Origin of the sequence: Pseudomonas sp. GM25, assembly GCF_000282255.1 — a bacterium.
Classification (GTDB): Bacteria; Pseudomonadota; Gammaproteobacteria; order Pseudomonadales; family Pseudomonadaceae; genus Aquipseudomonas; species Aquipseudomonas aphyarum.
In genome coordinates this window covers 58,403-75,132 of sequence record NZ_AKJQ01000015.1, presented here as the reverse complement: position 1 = coordinate 75,132, position 16,730 = coordinate 58,403, and the positions used below count along the sequence as shown (strand labels likewise).

18 protein-coding genes are annotated in these 16,730 nt (G+C 62.0%); 12 read left to right on the top strand and 6 right to left on the bottom strand.

All coding sequences use genetic code 11. The features are described from left to right. Positions 1 to 147 precede the first annotated feature (147 nt). Together PMI24_RS06070 and PMI24_RS06065 are read right to left on the bottom strand one after the other, a co-directional pair. Positions 148 to 393, bottom strand: a complete 246-nt coding sequence (locus PMI24_RS06070) for a TIGR02647 family protein (protein ID WP_007951883.1) — start codon at positions 391 to 393, stop codon at positions 148 to 150. A gap of 191 nt (positions 394 to 584) precedes the next feature. Further along, positions 585 to 869, bottom strand: coding sequence for a hypothetical protein (locus PMI24_RS06065; RefSeq protein WP_007951881.1), 285 nt, complete (start codon positions 867 to 869; stop codon positions 585 to 587). 123 nt (positions 870 to 992) lie between these two features. Between PMI24_RS06065 and PMI24_RS06060 the strand changes: the two genes are divergently transcribed. Beyond that, the gene (locus PMI24_RS06060) at positions 993 to 1,652 is read left to right on the top strand and encodes a glutathione S-transferase family protein (protein ID WP_007951879.1); all 660 of its coding nucleotides are present in this window, start codon (positions 993 to 995) and stop codon (positions 1,650 to 1,652) included. Positions 1,653 to 1,779: 127 nt separating this feature from the next. Here PMI24_RS06060 and argH read toward each other — a convergent pair whose 3' ends face one another. After that, the gene (argH, locus tag PMI24_RS06055; protein WP_007951877.1) at positions 1,780 to 3,174 is read right to left on the bottom strand and encodes an argininosuccinate lyase; all 1,395 of its coding nucleotides are present in this window, start codon (positions 3,172 to 3,174) and stop codon (positions 1,780 to 1,782) included. A 474-nt stretch (positions 3,175 to 3,648) separates the two neighbouring features. Here argH and PMI24_RS06050 point away from each other — a divergent pair, with 474 nt between their 5' ends. From PMI24_RS06050 to PMI24_RS06020, 7 genes are all read left to right on the top strand, one after another. Next, entirely contained in the window at positions 3,649 to 4,395 is a 747-nt protein-coding gene (locus PMI24_RS06050; protein WP_007951875.1) for a LytR/AlgR family response regulator transcription factor, read from the top strand. A gap of 138 nt (positions 4,396 to 4,533) precedes the next feature. Then, entirely contained in the window at positions 4,534 to 5,475 is a 942-nt protein-coding gene (hemC, locus tag PMI24_RS06045; RefSeq protein ID WP_007951874.1) for a hydroxymethylbilane synthase, read from the top strand. Continuing rightward, positions 5,472 to 6,239: a uroporphyrinogen-III synthase gene (locus PMI24_RS06040; protein WP_007951872.1), complete on the top strand. Its 768-nt coding sequence runs from the start codon at positions 5,472 to 5,474 to the stop codon at positions 6,237 to 6,239. Before hemC ends, PMI24_RS06040 begins: the two co-directional genes overlap by 4 nt. Before the next feature lie 16 nt (positions 6,240 to 6,255). After that, positions 6,256 to 7,398, top strand: coding sequence for a uroporphyrinogen-III C-methyltransferase (locus PMI24_RS06035; RefSeq protein ID WP_007951869.1), 1,143 nt, complete (start codon positions 6,256 to 6,258; stop codon positions 7,396 to 7,398). After that, positions 7,395 to 8,633: a heme biosynthesis protein HemY gene (locus PMI24_RS06030; RefSeq protein WP_007951867.1), complete on the top strand. Its 1,239-nt coding sequence runs from the start codon at positions 7,395 to 7,397 to the stop codon at positions 8,631 to 8,633. The genes PMI24_RS06035 and PMI24_RS06030 overlap by 4 nt, the downstream gene beginning before the upstream one ends. A gap of 220 nt (positions 8,634 to 8,853) precedes the next feature. Continuing rightward, positions 8,854 to 9,405, top strand: coding sequence for a disulfide bond formation protein B (locus PMI24_RS06025; protein ID WP_007951865.1), 552 nt, complete (start codon positions 8,854 to 8,856; stop codon positions 9,403 to 9,405). Between the two features lie 185 nt (positions 9,406 to 9,590). Then, positions 9,591 to 10,049, top strand: a complete 459-nt coding sequence (locus PMI24_RS06020) for an Rsd/AlgQ family anti-sigma factor (RefSeq protein WP_007951863.1) — start codon at positions 9,591 to 9,593, stop codon at positions 10,047 to 10,049. Positions 10,050 to 10,109: 60 nt separating this feature from the next. Here PMI24_RS06020 and PMI24_RS06015 read toward each other — a convergent pair whose 3' ends face one another. Further along, positions 10,110 to 10,775, bottom strand: a complete 666-nt coding sequence (locus PMI24_RS06015; protein WP_007951860.1) for an FKBP-type peptidyl-prolyl cis-trans isomerase — start codon at positions 10,773 to 10,775, stop codon at positions 10,110 to 10,112. A gap of 192 nt (positions 10,776 to 10,967) precedes the next feature. Between PMI24_RS06015 and PMI24_RS28695 the strand changes: the two genes are divergently transcribed. Beyond that, positions 10,968 to 12,176 (top strand): AlgP family protein, encoded by a 1,209-nt coding sequence (locus tag PMI24_RS28695; protein ID WP_007951858.1) that lies wholly within the window; start codon positions 10,968 to 10,970, stop codon positions 12,174 to 12,176. On the opposite strand, the gene PMI24_RS06000 is transcribed toward PMI24_RS28695, so the two are convergent. Further along, positions 12,173 to 12,634, bottom strand: a complete 462-nt coding sequence (locus PMI24_RS06000) for a TIGR02444 family protein (RefSeq protein WP_007951857.1) — start codon at positions 12,632 to 12,634, stop codon at positions 12,173 to 12,175. The genes PMI24_RS28695 and PMI24_RS06000 overlap by 4 nt on opposite strands. Before the next feature lie 50 nt (positions 12,635 to 12,684). Between PMI24_RS06000 and PMI24_RS05995 the strand changes: the two genes are divergently transcribed. From PMI24_RS05995 to PMI24_RS05985, 3 genes are all read left to right on the top strand, one after another. Then, positions 12,685 to 14,595, top strand: coding sequence for an ATP-binding cassette domain-containing protein (locus PMI24_RS05995; protein WP_007951855.1), 1,911 nt, complete (start codon positions 12,685 to 12,687; stop codon positions 14,593 to 14,595). After that, complete coding sequence (locus PMI24_RS05990) at positions 14,595 to 15,176, top strand: mechanosensitive ion channel family protein (RefSeq protein WP_007951853.1); 582 nt, start codon at positions 14,595 to 14,597, stop codon at positions 15,174 to 15,176. The genes PMI24_RS05995 and PMI24_RS05990 overlap by 1 nt, the downstream gene beginning before the upstream one ends. Positions 15,177 to 15,291: 115 nt before the next feature. Then, complete coding sequence (locus PMI24_RS05985) at positions 15,292 to 15,924, top strand: LysE family transporter (RefSeq protein ID WP_007951851.1); 633 nt, start codon at positions 15,292 to 15,294, stop codon at positions 15,922 to 15,924. 61 nt (positions 15,925 to 15,985) lie between these two features. On the opposite strand, the gene PMI24_RS05980 is transcribed toward PMI24_RS05985, so the two are convergent. After that, the gene (locus PMI24_RS05980; RefSeq protein WP_007951850.1) at positions 15,986 to 16,729 is read right to left on the bottom strand and encodes a hypothetical protein; all 744 of its coding nucleotides are present in this window, start codon (positions 16,727 to 16,729) and stop codon (positions 15,986 to 15,988) included. Position 16,730 lies beyond the last annotated feature (1 nt).

Genomic DNA, 16,730 nt, shown 5'->3' with positions numbered 1-16,730 from the left:
GTCCGGGAGTTTAGCGCCTGAGCGGCAGGAGTTTTAAGCTGAATTTGTTTTTTGACGTCAGATTTCTATCGCGCGGCGATGGGCGACGTTCATGGCTGGCCCGCGGAAATCCCGTGACAGGGGTTTCCGTGGGCAAAGTCGGGAGGATCAGGCGGTTTGCTGCTCTTTGAGAATCGTCAGTACGGTTTGCACGTTCTGTGCGGCATCGCGACCGAGGCTGGTCAGGTAACCGCCATCAGGCTGGTCTGTCAGTTCTTTTTCGAACAGGCGTTGTGCGGCGGCAATGTGCTTCGGGGCAGCGGTCTGATGAATTTTCAGACCTTCCTGGGAACTGTCCAGGTTGAAGAGTGCGAGGACTTCCAGTTCGGCAACCAACTCAGGGGTAAGCGACATAAGGACTCCAGACTTTCTAGGAATTGGACGACAGCGCCCCTAAGGTGAACCTGCCGGCGCGGCCTGTCCAGTGCGCGTGTCAGGGTTTTTGTCCCGGGGTGGACTCCAGTGTAGTCAGGGGGCGGCAGAAGGCCGCGCAGATGGGTGACAAATTGTGTGGGAGCAGGCCTGCTCCCACAGCGAGGGGCCGTTTACTGCTTTTCCGGTGGCAGTTCCGGCAGTGCGCGCAGCGCGGTTTCGTACCACTCGGTATCGAACGCGCGGTCTTCGTCGAGCATCGCGTCGATTTCACAGGCCAGCACGTGGGCCATCAGATTCAGGATGTCGTCACGCTCGTAGCCGACCAGCGTCAGCTTGTTGAAGGTTGCCTTGGCCGCTGGCGGGTTGTCGCTTTCGATCTGGTTCTCGATCGCTTCGATCAGCGTCGATTCGGTGAACTCTTCTTCATCATTGTCGATGTCAGTCGGCTCGCTCATGGCAGGCTCCTCAAGGAAAGGCGCCAGTTTACCCGCATTCAGCGGCGTGATGCTGCTGGCGAGAATCCCCGGAGCGATCTATAAACAGGCACTGCCCACCCCGCACGGCCTGGAGGCTATGTGATGTTCAAGCTCTATGGATTCTCCGTCAGCAACTACTACAACATGGTCAAACTGGCGCTGCTGGAAAAAGGCCTGCCGTTCGAAGAGGTCACGTTCTATCCGACACCTACGCCTGAATCTCTGGCCATCAGCCCGCGCGGCAAGGTGCCGGTGCTGGGGGCCGAAGGTGGTTACATCAACGAAACGATGGTGATGCTCGAATACCTCGAAAGCAGTCAGAAGGGTGTCCCGCTGTTGCCGACCGAGCCGTTTGCCCGCGCTCAGGTGCTGGCGGTGGCCAAGGAAATCGAGCTGTATATCGAGCTGCCGGCCCGTGCCTGTTACGGCGAAGCGTTTTTCGGCACGGCGTTGCCGGAGGCGATCAAGGAGAAAACCAAGGCTGAATTACTGCTGGGCTTTGCGGCGCTGGGACGTCACGGCAAGTTCGCCCCGTATGTGGCGGGCGACAGCCTGAGCATTGCGGATTTGTACTTCCTCTACAGCGTGCCGCTGGCGGCTGCCGTTGGGCACAAACTGTTCGGTCTGGATTTGCTGGCGGAGATGCCCAAGGCCAAGGCGCTGCTGGAGCGGCTTGAGCAGAATCCGCACGTGCAGAAGATTGCGGCGGACAAGGATGCGGCGATGCCGGCGTTTTTGGCGATGATCGCCGCCAAAAAGTAATTTTTTGGTGCTTTCGAGATAGCTTTCGCGAGCAAGCCCGCTCCCACACTTGATCTCGATGGACACCAATTTCGGTGTTCGCAGCAGATCGAACGTGGGAGCGGGCTTGCTCGCGAAGCTTTGGCTTTTAGCGGCTGGCGATCAGCGCCTGACCGCGAACCACGGCAGCCTTGACCTGCGCCGGCGCAGTGCCGCCGATGTGGTCACGGGCATTTACCGAGCCTTCCAGGGTCAGCACGGCAAACACGTCCTGCTCGATCTGGTCGCTGAACTGGCGCAGTTCTTCCAGGCTCATTTCCGCCAGATCCTTGCCGGTGTCGACGCCGTACTTCACGGCATGACCGACGATCTCGTGGCAATCACGGAACGGCAGGCCGCGGCGAACCAGGTAGTCGGCCAGGTCAGTAGCTGTCGAGAAACCGCGCAGCGCCGCTTCGCGCATGATCGCGTGCTTCGGCTTGATCGCCGGGATCATGTCGGCAAAGGCGCGCAGCGAGTCGCGCAGGGTGTCGGCGGCGTCGAACAGCGGTTCCTTGTCTTCCTGGTTGTCCTTGTTGTAGGCCAGTGGCTGGCCTTTCATCAGGGTCAGCAGGCCCATCAGGGCGCCGAACACACGACCGGTCTTGCCACGCACCAGCTCCGGCACGTCCGGGTTTTTCTTTTGCGGCATGATCGAGCTGCCGGTGCAGAAACGGTCCGGCAGATCGATGAACTGGAACTGCGCGCTGGTCCACAGCACCAGCTCTTCGGAGAAGCGCGACAGGTGCATCATCGCGATGCTTGCGGCCGAGCAGAATTCGATGGCGAAGTCGCGGTCGGACACGTTGTCCAGCGAGTTGCCACCGACGGCGTCGAAACCCAGCAGTTGCGCGGTGTATTCGCGGTCGATCGGGTAAGTGGTGCCGGCCAGCGCGGCGCTGCCCAGCGGCATGCGGTTGGTGCGCTTGCGGCAGTCGACCAGGCGCTCGTAGTCGCGGCTGAGCATTTCGAACCAGGCCAGCATGTGGTGTCCGAAGGTTACCGGCTGAGCGGTCTGCAGGTGGGTGAAGCCCGGCATGATGCTGGCGGCTTCACGCTCGGCTTGCTCCAGCAGGCCTTTTTGCAGGCGGGTGATCTCGCCGAGGATCAGGTCGATCTCGTCACGCAGCCACAGGCGGATGTCGGTGGCGACCTGGTCGTTGCGGCTGCGGCCGGTGTGCAGCTTCTTGCCGGTGACGCCGATGCGGTCGGTCAGGCGTGCCTCGATGTTCATGTGCACGTCTTCGAGGTCGACGCGCCAGTCGAACTGGCCGGCCTCGATTTCGCCCTGGATGGTCTTCAGGCCATCGATGATGCTGTCGCGCTCGGCATCCGTCAGCACGCCGACCTTGGCCAGCATGGTGGCGTGGGCGATCGAGCCCATGATGTCGTGGCGATACAGGCGCTGGTCGAAAGTGACGGAGGCGGTGAAGCGGGCGACGAAGGCGTCGACGGGTTCACTGAAGCGGCCGCCCCAGGACTGATTGGTCTTGTCAGTGCTCATGAATTCGCTCGTATCGGCTTGAAGAAAGAAGGCGTGAAACGCTGGCGCGGATAATAACAGGGTTGCCAATCCTGTCGCTGACACTGGTCGATACGTTTTTTTCTCATGGCCTGATCCATAGTCGCCGGTGTCGCCGGGGGATTTGCGCAAGGATATTTTCCGATTGAGCAATATCGGCCCGACGAGCGTCTACAGTAGGACATAGGGGTCGACGTGGCGGCGGATCGCGCAAAGGTCCGGCCACCGACTATAAGAAGAGAGAGGGGTGGGTGTATTGGCCATTGGCATACCCTGCGTAAAACGCAGTCGGCGACGGGCGTCAGGCAGTACGTTGCAGGTGTCGGCAAATATTGCCGGCCGACGTACGGCACTTTTTGGCGCTCGCGCTAGTCTTAGCGTGGATCGCGGTGACGGACGTCACTCCACTTGTCTACGCTATCCTTGTGCGAGACTCACGCAGGAATCCAGCGCAATATGAATGTCCTGATCGTTGATGACGAACCACTGGCCCGCGAGCGACTCAGCCGAATGGTGAGCGAGCTCGAGGGCTACACAGTCCTGGAGCCCAGCGCCACCAATGGCGAAGAGGCGTTGGCGCTGATCGACAGCCACAAGCCGGATATCGTGCTGCTCGATATCCGCATGCCGGGCCTCGATGGCCTGCAGGTGGCTGCCCGTCTGTGCGAACGCGAAACCCCGCCAGCCGTGGTGTTTTGCGCAGGTCCCGATGAATTTGCCGTGGAAGCCCTGCAGGCCAGCGCCGTGGGCTATGTGGTGAAACCCGTGCGAACCGAACATCTGCATGACGCCCTGAAACGGGCTGAACGTCCCAACCGGGCCCAGCTCTCGGCCCTGACCCGTCCTGCCGCCGAAAGCGGCAACGGCCCGCGCAGCCACATCAGCGCCCGGACCCGCAAAGGCATCGAACTGATCCCGCTGGATCAGGTGGTGTACTTCATTGCCGACCACAAATACGTGACCTTGCGCCATGAGGGTGGCGAAGTCCTTCTGGATGAGCCGCTCAAGGCGCTGGAAGACGAATTCGGCGAGCGCTTCGTGCGGATCCACCGCAACGCGCTGGTCGCCCGCGACCGCATCGAGCGTCTGCAGCGTACGCCGCTGGGCCACTTCCAGTTGTTCCTCAAGGGCCTCAACGGTGACGCGCTGATCGTCAGCCGCCGGCATGTGGCGGGCGTGCGCAAAATGATGCAGGGGCTTTAGTCCGCAGGCTCCGGGCGGTTCTTCGTTCTTTTCACCAGGCATAGCAGGCCAGGGAGGCCACGCCGTTTCTGATTCAGGTCAAAGTGGATTTGGCTGAGCTGTTATTATCCGCCGTATCTATTCAGTACGGATTGATCCATGTCCTCTCGCGAAATCCGCATCGCCACCCGCAAAAGTGCTCTGGCCCTCTGGCAGGCCGAATACGTCAAAGCCCGTCTGGAAGCAGCCCACCCGGGCCTGCTGGTGACGCTGGTGCCCATGGTCAGTCGCGGCGACAAGCTGCTTGATTCGCCCCTGTCGAAAATCGGCGGCAAGGGCCTGTTCGTCAAGGAACTCGAAACCGCGCTGCTGGAAAACGAAGCCGACATCGCCGTGCATTCGATGAAAGACGTGCCGATGGATTTCCCCGAAGGCCTCGGTCTGTTCTGCATCTGCGAGCGCGAAGATCCGCGTGACGCATTTGTCTCCAATACGTATTCCAGCCTCGATGCGTTGCCAGCCGGCAGCATCGTCGGCACCTCCAGCCTGCGCCGCCAGGCACAGTTGCTGACGCGCCGTCCGGATCTCGAGATCCGTTTCCTGCGCGGTAATGTCAACACCCGTCTGGCGAAGCTCGACGCCGGCGAGTACGACGCGATCATCCTCGCGGCAGCCGGCCTGATCCGCCTCGGCTTCGAAGACCGCATCACCTCGGCCATCAGCGTCGACGACAGCCTGCCGGCCGGTGGCCAGGGCGCCGTTGGTATCGAATGCCGCAGCGCCGACACGGAAATCCATGCCTTGCTCGCGCCCCTGCATCACGCCGACACCGCTGACCGTGTCACCGCCGAGCGTGCCCTGAACAAACATCTGAATGGCGGCTGCCAGGTGCCGATCGCCTGCTACGCCGTGCTCGAAGGCGATCAGTTGTGGCTGCGCGGTCTGGTGGGCGAACCGAGTGGCGGCAAGCTGCTCAGCGCGCAAGCCCGTGCGCCGCGTGCGGCAGCCGAGACGCTGGGCGTGCAGGTGGCCGAAGACCTGCTGAGCCAGGGCGCCGACGATATTCTCAAGGCAGTCTACGGCGAGGCAGGTCACGAGTGACCGCCTGGCGCCTGCTGCTGACGCGCCCGGCGGAGGACTGTTCGGCGCTCGCCGCCGTGCTGGCCGAACAAGGGTTTTTCAGCAGCTGTCTGCCGCTTTTGGAAATCGCGCCACTGCCGGTCTCTGACACAATGCGCTGCACGATCACGCAACTTCCGCGTTACAGCGCGGTGATCGTGGTCAGCAAACCGGCGGCGCGGATCGCGGTGGATCTGCTCGACTCTTTGGGTCTGGCGACTCCTACGATGCCGTGGTTCAGCGTGGGTGCAGCGACCGCCGCTATCCTTCGGGATCGGGGGCTGGATGTGAGCTTCCCGGACGCGGGCGACGACAGCGAAGCCTTGCTGCAATTGCCGCGTCTGCTGGCGGCGGTGGCCGTGCCCGGCTCGCAGGTGTTGATCCTGCGCGGGGAGGGCGGACGCGAGCTGCTGGCCGAGCGCCTGCGCGCGCTTGGTGCTAGTGTCGAATACTTGGAGTTGTACCGTCGCGACCTGCCGGACTATCCGCCGCAGGAGCTGCCCCGCAGGATTGCAGCGGAACGCCTGAACGGGCTGGTGGTCAGCAGTGGACAGGGTTTCGAGCACCTGCGCCAACTGGCTGGCGACAGCTGGCCTGCACTTGCGCAGTTGCCGTTGTTTGTTCCAAGCCCAAGGGTTGCCGAGCAGGCCAGTGCCGCCGGGGCCCGAACAGTTGTGGATTGTCGCGGCGCCAGTGCCGCGGCCTTGCTGACGGCGTTACGGGAGCATCCCGTGCCCGTTCTCTAATGCAAAGGATGGATACGTGAGCGAAACAGCCTTGCCTAAAGATGACGTTCAACCTGTGATCGATGCACCGGTTGATGCACCGCCACCGGCCGCGGAACCGCGCCGAGGCAACGGATTGGCCATTCTCGCGCTGCTGCTCGGCGCCGCCGGTGTTGCGGTGGGTGGCTGGGGTGTGTGGCAGGTACGACACCTGCAGACCAGCACTCAGAATCAGTTGAGTCAGGTTCAGGCGTTGAGTGATCAGGCTCAGACTCTGAAGCTCAACGAGCAACGACTGACCGAACGCCTCGGGCAATTACCCGGCGCCGATGAACTTGCCGATCGCCAGCGTCTGGTGTCGCAACTTCAGGGCGATCAGCAACGCCTCAATCAACGTCTGGAAACCGTCCTTGGCGCCAGCCGCAAGGACTGGCGTCTGGCCGAGGCCGAGCACTTGCTGCGTCTGGCCAGCCTGCGTCTTTCCGCCCTGCAGGACATCAGCAGCGCCCAGGCGCTGGTCCAGGGTGCCGACGAAATCCTGCGCGAGCAGAATGATCCCGGCTCGTTCGCCGCCCGCGAGCAAGTGGCGAAAACCCTGGTAGCGCTGCGCAGTACCGCGCAGCCGGATCGCACCGGGCTGTTCCTGCGACTGGGCGCCTTGCGTGATCAGGTCGTCGGCCTCACCGAGCTGGCGCCGGAGTACAAGGATCGCGGTGATTCGCTGCTGGGCCTGACCTCCGATGGCGACGGCGCCAGTCGCTGGGCGCAGTGGTGGGATCAGATATCGCGCTACATTCGCATCGATTTCAACGCGGACAAAAACGTCCGGCCGTTACTCGCCGGCCAGAGCCTGAGCCAGGTGCGTCTGGCCCTGAGCCTTGCGCTCGAACAGGCGCAATGGGCCGCGCTCAATGGTCAGGCGCCGGTGTACACCCAGGCCTTGGCGGAGGCGCGTGACGTACTTACAGGCAACTTCAATCCGGACAACCCGCAGAGCAAAATCATGCTCGAGCAGGTCGCGGAATTGAGCAAGCAACCGGTTACCGTCAACACGCCGGATCTCGCCGGAACCTTGAGCGCGGTGCAGGCGTATCTGGAGCGCCGTAACGTCAACGCCGAAGACTCGGTGAAACCCTTCGCCAAACCGGCCGCCAGCACCGCGCAGGAGGCGACACCATGAAGCGCCTGTATGTGATCGTGTTTCTGGTGATCGCGGCAACGGCGGCTTTGGGCCTGGCGATTGCCGAGCATTCCGGTTACGTGCTGGTCGCCTACAAAAGCTTTCGTTATGAATCGAGCCTGTGGGCGACCCTGGCGGTGGTCGCGGTGCTTTGGCTGCTGGTCTGGGGCATCAAGGCGCTGGTCGAACTGGTGCTGACCTCGGGCGGCGTGGTCAATCCATGGTCCCGTCGCAACCGCAGCCGTCGCGTGCAGGTAGCGATCGAGCACGGTCAGCTCGACCTGGCCGAAGGTCGCTGGGCCAGTGCTCAGCGTCACCTTTATCGGGCCGCCGAAGCCGAGCGTCAGCCGTTGCTCTATTACCTGGGCGCCGCCCGCGCCGCCAACGAACAGGGTAATTACGAGGAAAGCGATCGCCTGCTGGAGCGCGCCCTCGAGCGTCAGCCGCAGGCCGAGTTGGCGATCGCCCTCAGCCATGCGCAACTGCAAACCGATCGTGGCGATACCGATGGCGCTCTGGTCACCTTGCAGGCGATGCACGAGCGCCATCCGCACAACGTCCAGACATTGCGCCAGTTGCAGCGCCTGCATCAGCAGCGCGGTGACTGGTCGTCCGTGATCCGGCTGTTGCCGGAGCTGCGCAAGGATAAAGTCCTGCCTCCGGCCGAACTGATCGAACTCGAGCGTCGTGCCTGGGGAGAAAACCTGTCTCTGGCGGCCCAGCGTGAAGAGGATGGCGCAGTCGGTTTGCAGTCGCTCAACCGCGCCTGGCAGCAACTGACGTCTGCCCAGCGCCAAGAGCCTGCGCTGGTGCTGGCCTACGCCGAGCAGCTGCGCCAGCTGGGCGCCCAGGTCGAGGCGGAAGAGCTGTTGCGCACGGCGCTCAAGCGCAAGTACGACAGCCACCTGGCGCGCCTTTACGGTCTGGTGCGCGGCAGCGATCCGACGCGTCAGTTGCAGACGGCCGAGGGCTGGCTCAAGGATCATCCGGGCGATGCAAGCCTGCTGCTGACGCTGGGACGTTTGTGCCTGCAAGCCAGTCTGTGGGGCAAAGCGCGGGATTATCTGGAAAGCAGCCTGAGAGTGCAGCGCAATCCGGAAGCGTGCGCGGAGTTGGCGCGTCTGCTGGCTCAGCTGGGTGACACCGAGCGCAGCAACCTGCTGTTCCAGGAGGGGCTCGGCATGCTGGATGAACGACTGCTGGCTTCGCCATTGCCCGTAGCCGTTCGGGCGTGATCAGGAAGGGGGAGCACGCTCCTCCTTTTCTTTCCCGGTGACTGAATAGTTACCGGCAAATCCCCTCCCGAGCAAAGTCCTACAGAGGCTTACACCGAATCCTTCGGTGCCTGTCGGGATTTCCCTACACTTCTGCTGAAGTGTCGCCAGTGACCTGCCTTGAAAGCCCGAGGCCCTTTCCTCTACCGTAACTGCCTGTCTTTATTGTTACGGATAAGCCATGTCGTTGGCCTGCTCACGCTCCCTGTTCTTTATGGCTTTCACTGCGGGGATTCTGGCCCTGGGAGCTTCTTATTACCTCGAATACGCGGTCGGTCTGGTGCCTTGCAGTCTGTGTCTGGTCCAGCGTCTGTTCATGAGTGTCCTTACCCTTTTTTGTGGTGTGGCTGCGATCCATGGACCGCAACGTGTCGGTCTGTCGCTGTATTGGACGATGGCGTTGCTGACCAGCCTTGGCGGAATGACGGCGGCGTGGCGGCAAGTGCTGCTGCAAAGTGATTCTCTGCAAAGGCTGGCGCATTGCGGGCCCGGGCCGGAAGAAATGTTCAGCAGTCTGCCGTGGTTATGCGCCCTGATGCGAATGTTCAACGACACGGCCGATTGCGCGGAATTGTCCTGGACGCTGTTCGATCTGAGCATTCCGGAGTGGAGTCTGCTGTTTTTTGTGGGGATGTCGATCCTGGCTGTTTACCAGTTGCTGCGGCAGGTCTGGATGGCTTTGCAGCAACCGCTCAGCGGCCAACCGTCGCACCCGGTGCTGGTCAGGGATTAAACACTTGTATGAACTTTCTCTCCTGCGTACCTTGAAGCCATAGGCGTGCGGGCATAATCTGGCCCGCACGTGTCATTGGAATTGTGTTGCTCGATGACGCTCTGCCTGGCCGCCTCTCAAAGCAATATTCACAAGAAGGGGCGCGGGTGTAGAGCAGCATGACCCACAAGGGAAGAGAGATCGCCATGCTCGAAAGTTGTCAGAATGCTCAGGAACGTTGGGGTGGAGTTCATCTGCTGATCGACCGCTGGCTGCAGGAGCGTGAGGAATTGATCGCTGCCTATGACAAGCTGGGCGCCAAACCTCAGGCGCTGTCCGAGGATCGAAAGCCCTTGCAGGAATTCTGCGGCGTGCTGGTCGATTACGTCTCGGCCGGGCACTTCGAGATCTACGAACAGCTGACGGGCGAGGCCAAGGCCTTCAACGACAAGCGCGGCCTGGAACTGGCCGAGACGATCTATCCGCGGATCGATGTCATCACTGAAAAGCTGCTCGCGTTCAACGACCTTTGCGATGAAGGCAAATGCGTTGCGGAGAAATTCAAGGAGCTGGGCGGCCTGCTCCACGAGCGCTTCGAACTGGAAGACTGCCTGATCGAAGTGCTGCACACCGCACACAAGGAAGAGGATTCGGTTCAGGCCTGAATCGAACCTCGCAAGAACCAGAAACGGTGCGCCCCAGGCGCACCGTTTTTTATTGGGCGATCAACTGGTCGCGCCGCGCAATTCCACTTCGAACACCAGCGGTGTGAACGGCGCGATCAAGTCGCCGGCACCGTCGGCGCCGTACGCTTGATCCGATGGAATCACTAGACGCCACTTCGCGCCGACCGGCATGTTCTGCAACGCGGTGCGCCAGCCGGCGATCACGCTGTCGAGATTGAACCACTGCGGCTGGCTGTTCTGATCGAACACGGTGCCATCCGGCAGTCGGCCGATATACAGCACCTGCACTTTTCCATCCGGGCCGGCCTTCGTGCCGTTCCCCGGCGCCAGCTCGGTCAGCAGGATGCCGTCGGCCAGCTCCTTCACACCCGGTTTGGCTTTCTCGGCGGTGAGAAAACGTCGCTCGTTTTCCATCGCCGCTTCAGTCGAAGGCATGGCTGCCTGCTCGGCTGTCTGCGATTCGTGATCGGCGAGGATCTGCTCGATGCGTGCTTCGCTCAATGCCAGCGGCTTGCCTTGATAGGCCTGTTGCAGACCTTCGATCAACGCCTGGATCTGGAGCTGCGGCACTTCCTGACGCAGCCGTTCACCGAGGCTGGCGCCGAGGCTGTAAGCCAGATCGTGGGCATCGTTCGCGGTGGTTTTTTCGTCGGCCTGAGCCACGGAAAAAATCATGCAGAGGGATAAAAAAAGGTAGCGCGACATGAGCACTCTCCGTCCTGAATTGCGGTGGATTATGCCAGCGCGAACGTCTGCAACGGTGAACTGCTTTTGCCAATGCGCAGAAGTTTTTCGCAAGCCTGCAACCGAGTGCTTTCGATACTGTCAACATGCCCTAGCGGCGGTAGCAGCAGAGGTCTAGTATGAGCCGCACTCACGTCAGCCAGGAGGTAAACCATGTCGGCCACCAAGAAGCCTGTAAACACTCCGTTGCATTTACTCCAACAACTCTCGGGCAGCCTGCTCGAGCATCTGGAAAACGCTTGCTCCCAAGCCTTGGCTGATGCTGAAAAACTGCTCGCCAAACTGGAAAAGCAACGCGGCAAGGCACAAGAAAAACTGCACAAATCCCGCACCAAATTGCAGGACGCAGCAGCAGCCGGTAAAGCCAAGGCGCAGACCAAGGCCAAGGCTGCCGTGAAGGAACTCGAAGACCTGCTCGATGCGCTGAAGGATCGTCAGTCCGATACCCGCAGCTACATTCTGCAACTCAAGCGCGATGCCCAGGAAAGCCTGAAACTGGCCCAGGGTGTCGGTCGTGTTCAAGAGGCTGTCGGCAAGGCGTTGTCCCTGCGTTCGGCTAAACCTGCAGCGGCGCCTGCGAAAAAAGCGGCCGCCAAACCTGCTGCAAAAGCACCGGCCAAATCGCCTGCCAAAGCGCCAGTGAAAGCCGCTGCAAAACCAGCCGCGAAGAAACCCGCAGCCGCCAGCGCTGCCAAACCTGCGGCTAAAACCACAGCGGCCAAACCGGCTGCCGCCAAGCCGGCTGCTGCAAAACCAGCCGCCAAACCTGCGGCGAAAACCGCTGCTGCGAAAGCGGCTCCGGCAAGAACTGCCGCTGCAAAACCAGCTGCAAAACCAGCTGCCAAGCCAGCCACCAAGCCTGCTGCAAAACCAGCCGTTAAAGCCGCCGCTAAACCGGCCGCCAAAACTGCTGCTGCCAAGCCTGCGGCGAAAACCGCTGCCAAACCGGTTGCTGCCAAACCTGCAGCCAAAGCGACGGCGAAACCAGCGGCCAAGCCTGCGGTAAAAGCTGCGGCCAAGCCTGCTGCAAAACCTGCGGCCAAACCGGCTGCCGCAGCGAAGCCTGCAGCGACCGCCGCCAAGCCAGCGGCCGCTGCCAAACCGGCCGCCAAGCCAGCAGCGAAACCTGCTGCAAAACCAGCAGTGAAAAAACCTGCCGCTGCCAAGCCGGCTGCCGCCAAGCCAGCAGCAAAACCAGCTGCAGCAAAACCTGCCACTGCGCCTGCTGCCAAACCTGCAGCGCCGGCAACTCCGGCTCCGACCGCAGCACCGGCATCCGCCGCCACTACCTCGACCACCGCAACCACGCCATCGTCGGCGCCGGTATCGAGCGTCGCCAGCAACCCGTCCAGCGCTTCCTAAGCGCCGGTCGCCGCGACGCGCAGCACTTGCAGCGCGTCGCGGTTCAGGTTGGCCGCAGGGCCGGCCAGCACTTCCAGCCAGTCACTCGACTCCTTCGAATTACGTTTCCAGCCTTGCGCGGCGCCTTCCAGTCGTGACAGCAGCGCACGCTCCGCCTCCAGCTCCAATCCCTTGATCTGCTCGCGCATCCCCTTGAGTACCGGATCGGTGTCGGCCAGGGTTTTCCACTGCATGCGCAATGCGCGTAACGGCTGCACCACTTCCCGGTCCCAGGGCTCTGTCAGTTCCAGAAGCTGTCGCGCACGCGCCTCTTCACAGGTCGCATCGCGTTGTTCCAGCCATAAACCGCACAGCATCAGGCACACGTTGGCCCCCGCCGATTGCAGGCGCAGGCAGGCATCCTCCACGCCGGGACGGGCGTAGACGGCAAGGGCAAAGCTCCACAGGTCAGAGGACATCGTGCTACTCGCGCCAGTTGCGGGGGAAGCTGGTAGACTCCGCCGCCATTATGATCCGACTTCAGAACCTGACTTTACAGCGTGGCCCGCAACGTCTGCTAGAAGACGCCGAGCTGACCCTGCACGCCGGCCACAAAGCCGGCCTCATCGGTGCCAACGGCGCCGGCAAATCCAGCCTGTTCGCCTTGCTCCGCGGTGAGCTGCACCCGGACTCGGGCGACTGTCTGCTGCCGGCCGACTGGCGTATCGCCCACATGCGCCAGGAGGTCGACACGCTCGAGCGCCTGGCGGTCGACTATGTGCTCGACGGTGACCTGCGCCTGCGCGAAGTGCAGCGTGAGCTCGCAGCGGCCGAAGAGGCCCACGACGGCACCGCGCTGGCCCGCCTGCACGCCGAACTCGACAGTGCCGACGGCTACACCGCCGATGCGCGGGCGCGCAAATTGCTGGCTGGCCTCGGTTTCACCAACGAGCAGATGGATCGTCAGGTAGGAGATTTCTCCGGTGGCTGGCGGATGCGTCTGAACCTTGCGCAGGCTTTGATGTGCCCATCAGACCTGCTGCTGCTCGACGAACCGACCAACCACCTGGATCTCGACGCCATCATCTGGCTCGAAGAGTGGCTGAAAAGTTACCCCGGCACCTTGCTGCTGATTTCCCACGACCGGGATTTCCTCGATGAAGTGGTCGATCACGTGGCTCACGTCGATCAGCGCAAGCTGACGCTCTACCGTGGCGGCTATACCGCGTTCGAACGCGCCCGTGCCGAACGTCTGGCCCAGCAGCAACAGGCCTACGAGAAGCAGCAGGCGCAGCGTGCGCACATGGAAAGCTACATCGCCCGGTTCAAGGCCCAGGCCACCAAGGCCCGTCAGGCCCAGAGCCGGATCAAGGCGCTGGAGCGCATGGAGGAACTGTCGGCGGCCCACGTCGATTCGCCGTTCGACTTCGTGTTCCGCGAGTCGACCAAGATCTCCAGCCCGCTGATCGACCTGTCCGACGCGCGCCTGGGTTATGGCGAGAAAACCGTGCTGGAGAAGGTCAAGCTGCAACTGACCCCCGGCGCGCGGATCGGCTTGCTCGGCCCGAATGGCGCGGGTAAATCGACCCTGATCAAAAACCTTGCCGGTGAACTCGAGCCGCTGGCCGGGCGCCTGACTCGCGGTGAGAACACCGTGGTCGGCTACTTCGCTCAACATCAGCTCGACTCGCTGGATTCCAAGGCCAGCCCGTTGCTGCACTTGCAGCGTCTGGCACCGACCGAGCGCGAGCAGACCCTGCGCGATTTCCTCGGTGGTTTCGACTTCCGTGGCGCACGGATCGACGAACCGGTGCTGAATTTCTCCGGCGGCGAAAAGGCCCGTCTGGCCCTGGCGTTGATCGCCTGGGAACGGCCGAACCTGCTGCTCCTCGACGAACCGACCAACCACCTCGATCTGGAAATGCGCCTAGCGCTGACCATGGCGTTGCAGGAATTCAGCGGCGCGGTGCTGGTGGTTTCCCACGATCGGCACCTGCTCAAGAGCACCACTGACAACTTCTTCCTGGTCGCGGACGGCAAGGTCGAAGAGTTCGATGGCGACCTCGAAGACTACGCCCGTTGGCTGGTCGAGTACCGTCAGCGCAACGCCCCGGTCAGCAACACGCCGGTCAATCCGGACAAGACCGACAAGAAGGCCCAGCGTCAGGCTGCCGCTGCGTTGCGTCAGCAACTGGCGCCGCACAAGCGCGAGGCTGACAAGCTCGAAGCCGAGCTCGGCAAGCTGCACGAGAAACTGGCGAAGGTCGATGCCAGCCTTGGCGACAGCGACATCTACGAGCCGGCACGCAAAAACGAATTGCGTGACCTGCTGGCCGAACAGGCCAAGCTGAAAGTCCGCGAAGGCGAACTTGAAGAAGCGTGGATGGAAGCCCTGGAAACGCTGGAAAGCATGCAGGCGGAGCTGGAGGCGTTGTCCTGATGGACGCCTTCAAACTTCCATTGCCAGCGATGTGGGTCGAGCCGATCTGGCTCGGCGTGCAGATTCTGCTGATCCTGCTGGCCGGTTACTTCGCCCAGCGCGTCGTCGCCCGATTCCTGACCCGCCTGGGCGAGAAGTATCCGTTTCCGCCGCAGCTGCTGATGCCGCTGCGCGGTGGTCTGCGTTGGCTGATCATGGGCAGTGCGCTGATCTTTGTGCTGGAACGCCTTGGGGTCTCGGCCACGGTGCTCTGGACTGCGTTGTCGGGCTTCGTCGCGGTGGCGGCGGTGGCGTTCTTCGCCATGTGGAGCGTGCTGTCGAACCTGCTCTGCGCAATCTTGATCTTCACCGTCGGACCGTTCCGTCTTGGCGACGTGGTCGAACTGGTCGACACCACCGACAAACCCGGCGTCAAAGGCCGGGTGGTGGCGATCAATCTGCTCTACACCACGTTGATCGAGGCTGAAGAACTCGGCACCGGCAGCGCCATGGTGCAAGTGCCCAACAGCCTGTTCTTCCAGCGTTCGGTGCGCCGCTGGCGCGGCACGGATATCTTCCCTTCCAGCGGTTTCGAAAAGTGATCGGGCGCCGGCCACGTTGGTCGGCGGTCGCAACATCCTGCAAAAAATCGGTAGTCAGCCAGCCAAATCCGCATTAGCTTTGAGGATTGTCACGAGTCCGAAGTCGAGGTGTGCGATGGAGCTTCAAACATGGCTGGCGTTTTTTGCCGCCTGCTGGGTGATCAGTCTTTCTCCGGGTGCCGGCGCCATTGCGTCGATGTCCAGCGGCCTGCAATACGGTTTCTGGCGCGGCTACTGGAATGCCCTGGGCCTGCAGATCGGCCTGGCTGTGCAGATTGCCATTGTCGGCGCCGGTGTCGGTGCGATCCTCACCGCTTCGGCCACTGCGTTCCATGCGATCAAATGGTTCGGTGTCGCCTACCTGGTTTATCTCGCGATCAAACAATGGCGCGCACTGCCGATGGACATGAGTGACGACGCGGCCGTTCGACCGATCGGCAAGCCGCTGGCCCTGGTGTTTCGTGGTTTTCTGGTGAACATCAGCAACCCCAAGGCGCTGGTGTTCATGCTGGCGGTGCTGCCGCAGTTCATCAATCCGCATGCGCCGCTGCTGATCCAGTACGTGGTAATCGGCGTGACCATGATCGCGGTCGACCTGATCGTCATGGCCGGCTACACCGGTCTGGCGTCGAAGGTGCTGCGCTTGTTGCGTACACCGACCCAGCAGAAACGCATGAACCGCACGTTTGCCGGGCTGTTCATTGGCGCGGCGGCGTTCATGGCGACGTTGCGCAAAGCGGCCGCATAAAGCATGCAGCCACAAAAAAAGGCGACCTGAGAAGGTCGCCTTTTTCGTTTTCGGCAGTCGGTCAGTGAAGAATCACTGGCGCTGTATCCCGCGGCAGATTGTTGCGCTGCTGCGGTTCGCGCGGCTGCTCGTAACCGCCACCGCCGAGCTGCATGCTCAGTTGTCCGGCCACGTCTTCGCCCAGCGCCTTCGACACGTCACGCACCACCCGTGGGCGGTTAAGTGAGATCTTGATGTCGCGGTGGTTCACCAGTTTGGTGTCCTGCGCCTCACCCATCGCCGTGAAGGCCGAGGTGATTTCGTAGGTCTTGGTGTTGATCAGGCTGAAATCGGCCACCAGCGTCAGGCCCAGTACTGCCGAATAGCTGTCGGTGTGCGCCAGCTCGTTCATGTCCTGGGTGAAGTCGATGTCCGACACGGTGCCGAACAGCACGTAGTCGGCACCCTTGAAGTTGCCGGCCTTGATCCGCTTGATCACATCGTAGATGTCACCCTTGGACGACGCCGTGTACGGCGTGCCCTGAATCAACTGGAACATGCCGGTACGCAGGATTTCACCTTTGATGTCGCCGGTGAATTTACGCAGCTCGGCCTGCTCGATGTAGCTGGTGTTGGCTTCGAATTCGTCGTAGCTCGAAGAGCCGCTGGAGCTGTAGTAGCCCTCGCGGTAGTTGTTCTTCGACGAAACGATGTGGATGTATTGCTCCACACGTTCCTGGTACGCCAGATCCGTCACCGCGACTTTCGGGGCCGCTTGCACGCTGAACGCGCAAGCCAGGGCCATCATGCCAATCCATGCGCGCATC

Bases quoted from the DNA above. Each gene is read 5' to 3' on its own strand.
- PMI24_RS06070 (WP_007951883.1), bottom strand. From the start codon at position 393: ATGTCGCTTACCCCTGAGTTGGTTGCCGAACTGGAAGTCCTCGCACTC.
- PMI24_RS06065 (WP_007951881.1), bottom strand. From the start codon at position 869: ATGAGCGAGCCGACTGACATCGACAATGATGAAGAAGAGTTCACCGAA.
- PMI24_RS06060 (WP_007951879.1), top strand. From the start codon at position 993: ATGTTCAAGCTCTATGGATTCTCCGTCAGCAACTACTACAACATGGTC.
- argH (WP_007951877.1), bottom strand. From the start codon at position 3,174: ATGAGCACTGACAAGACCAATCAGTCCTGGGGCGGCCGCTTCAGTGAA.
- PMI24_RS06050 (WP_007951875.1), top strand. From the start codon at position 3,649: ATGAATGTCCTGATCGTTGATGACGAACCACTGGCCCGCGAGCGACTC.
- hemC (WP_007951874.1), top strand. From the start codon at position 4,534: ATGTCCTCTCGCGAAATCCGCATCGCCACCCGCAAAAGTGCTCTGGCC.
- PMI24_RS06030 (WP_007951867.1), top strand. From the start codon at position 7,395: ATGAAGCGCCTGTATGTGATCGTGTTTCTGGTGATCGCGGCAACGGCG.
- PMI24_RS06025 (WP_007951865.1), top strand. From the start codon at position 8,854: ATGTCGTTGGCCTGCTCACGCTCCCTGTTCTTTATGGCTTTCACTGCG.
- PMI24_RS06020 (WP_007951863.1), top strand. From the start codon at position 9,591: ATGCTCGAAAGTTGTCAGAATGCTCAGGAACGTTGGGGTGGAGTTCAT.
- PMI24_RS06015 (WP_007951860.1), bottom strand. From the start codon at position 10,775: ATGTCGCGCTACCTTTTTTTATCCCTCTGCATGATTTTTTCCGTGGCT.
- PMI24_RS28695 (WP_007951858.1), top strand. From the start codon at position 10,968: ATGTCGGCCACCAAGAAGCCTGTAAACACTCCGTTGCATTTACTCCAA.
- PMI24_RS06000 (WP_007951857.1), bottom strand. From the start codon at position 12,634: ATGTCCTCTGACCTGTGGAGCTTTGCCCTTGCCGTCTACGCCCGTCCC.
- PMI24_RS05995 (WP_007951855.1), top strand. From the start codon at position 12,685: ATGATCCGACTTCAGAACCTGACTTTACAGCGTGGCCCGCAACGTCTG.
- PMI24_RS05990 (WP_007951853.1), top strand. From the start codon at position 14,595: ATGGACGCCTTCAAACTTCCATTGCCAGCGATGTGGGTCGAGCCGATC.
- PMI24_RS05985 (WP_007951851.1), top strand. From the start codon at position 15,292: ATGGAGCTTCAAACATGGCTGGCGTTTTTTGCCGCCTGCTGGGTGATC.
- PMI24_RS05980 (WP_007951850.1), bottom strand. From the start codon at position 16,729: ATGCGCGCATGGATTGGCATGATGGCCCTGGCTTGCGCGTTCAGCGTG.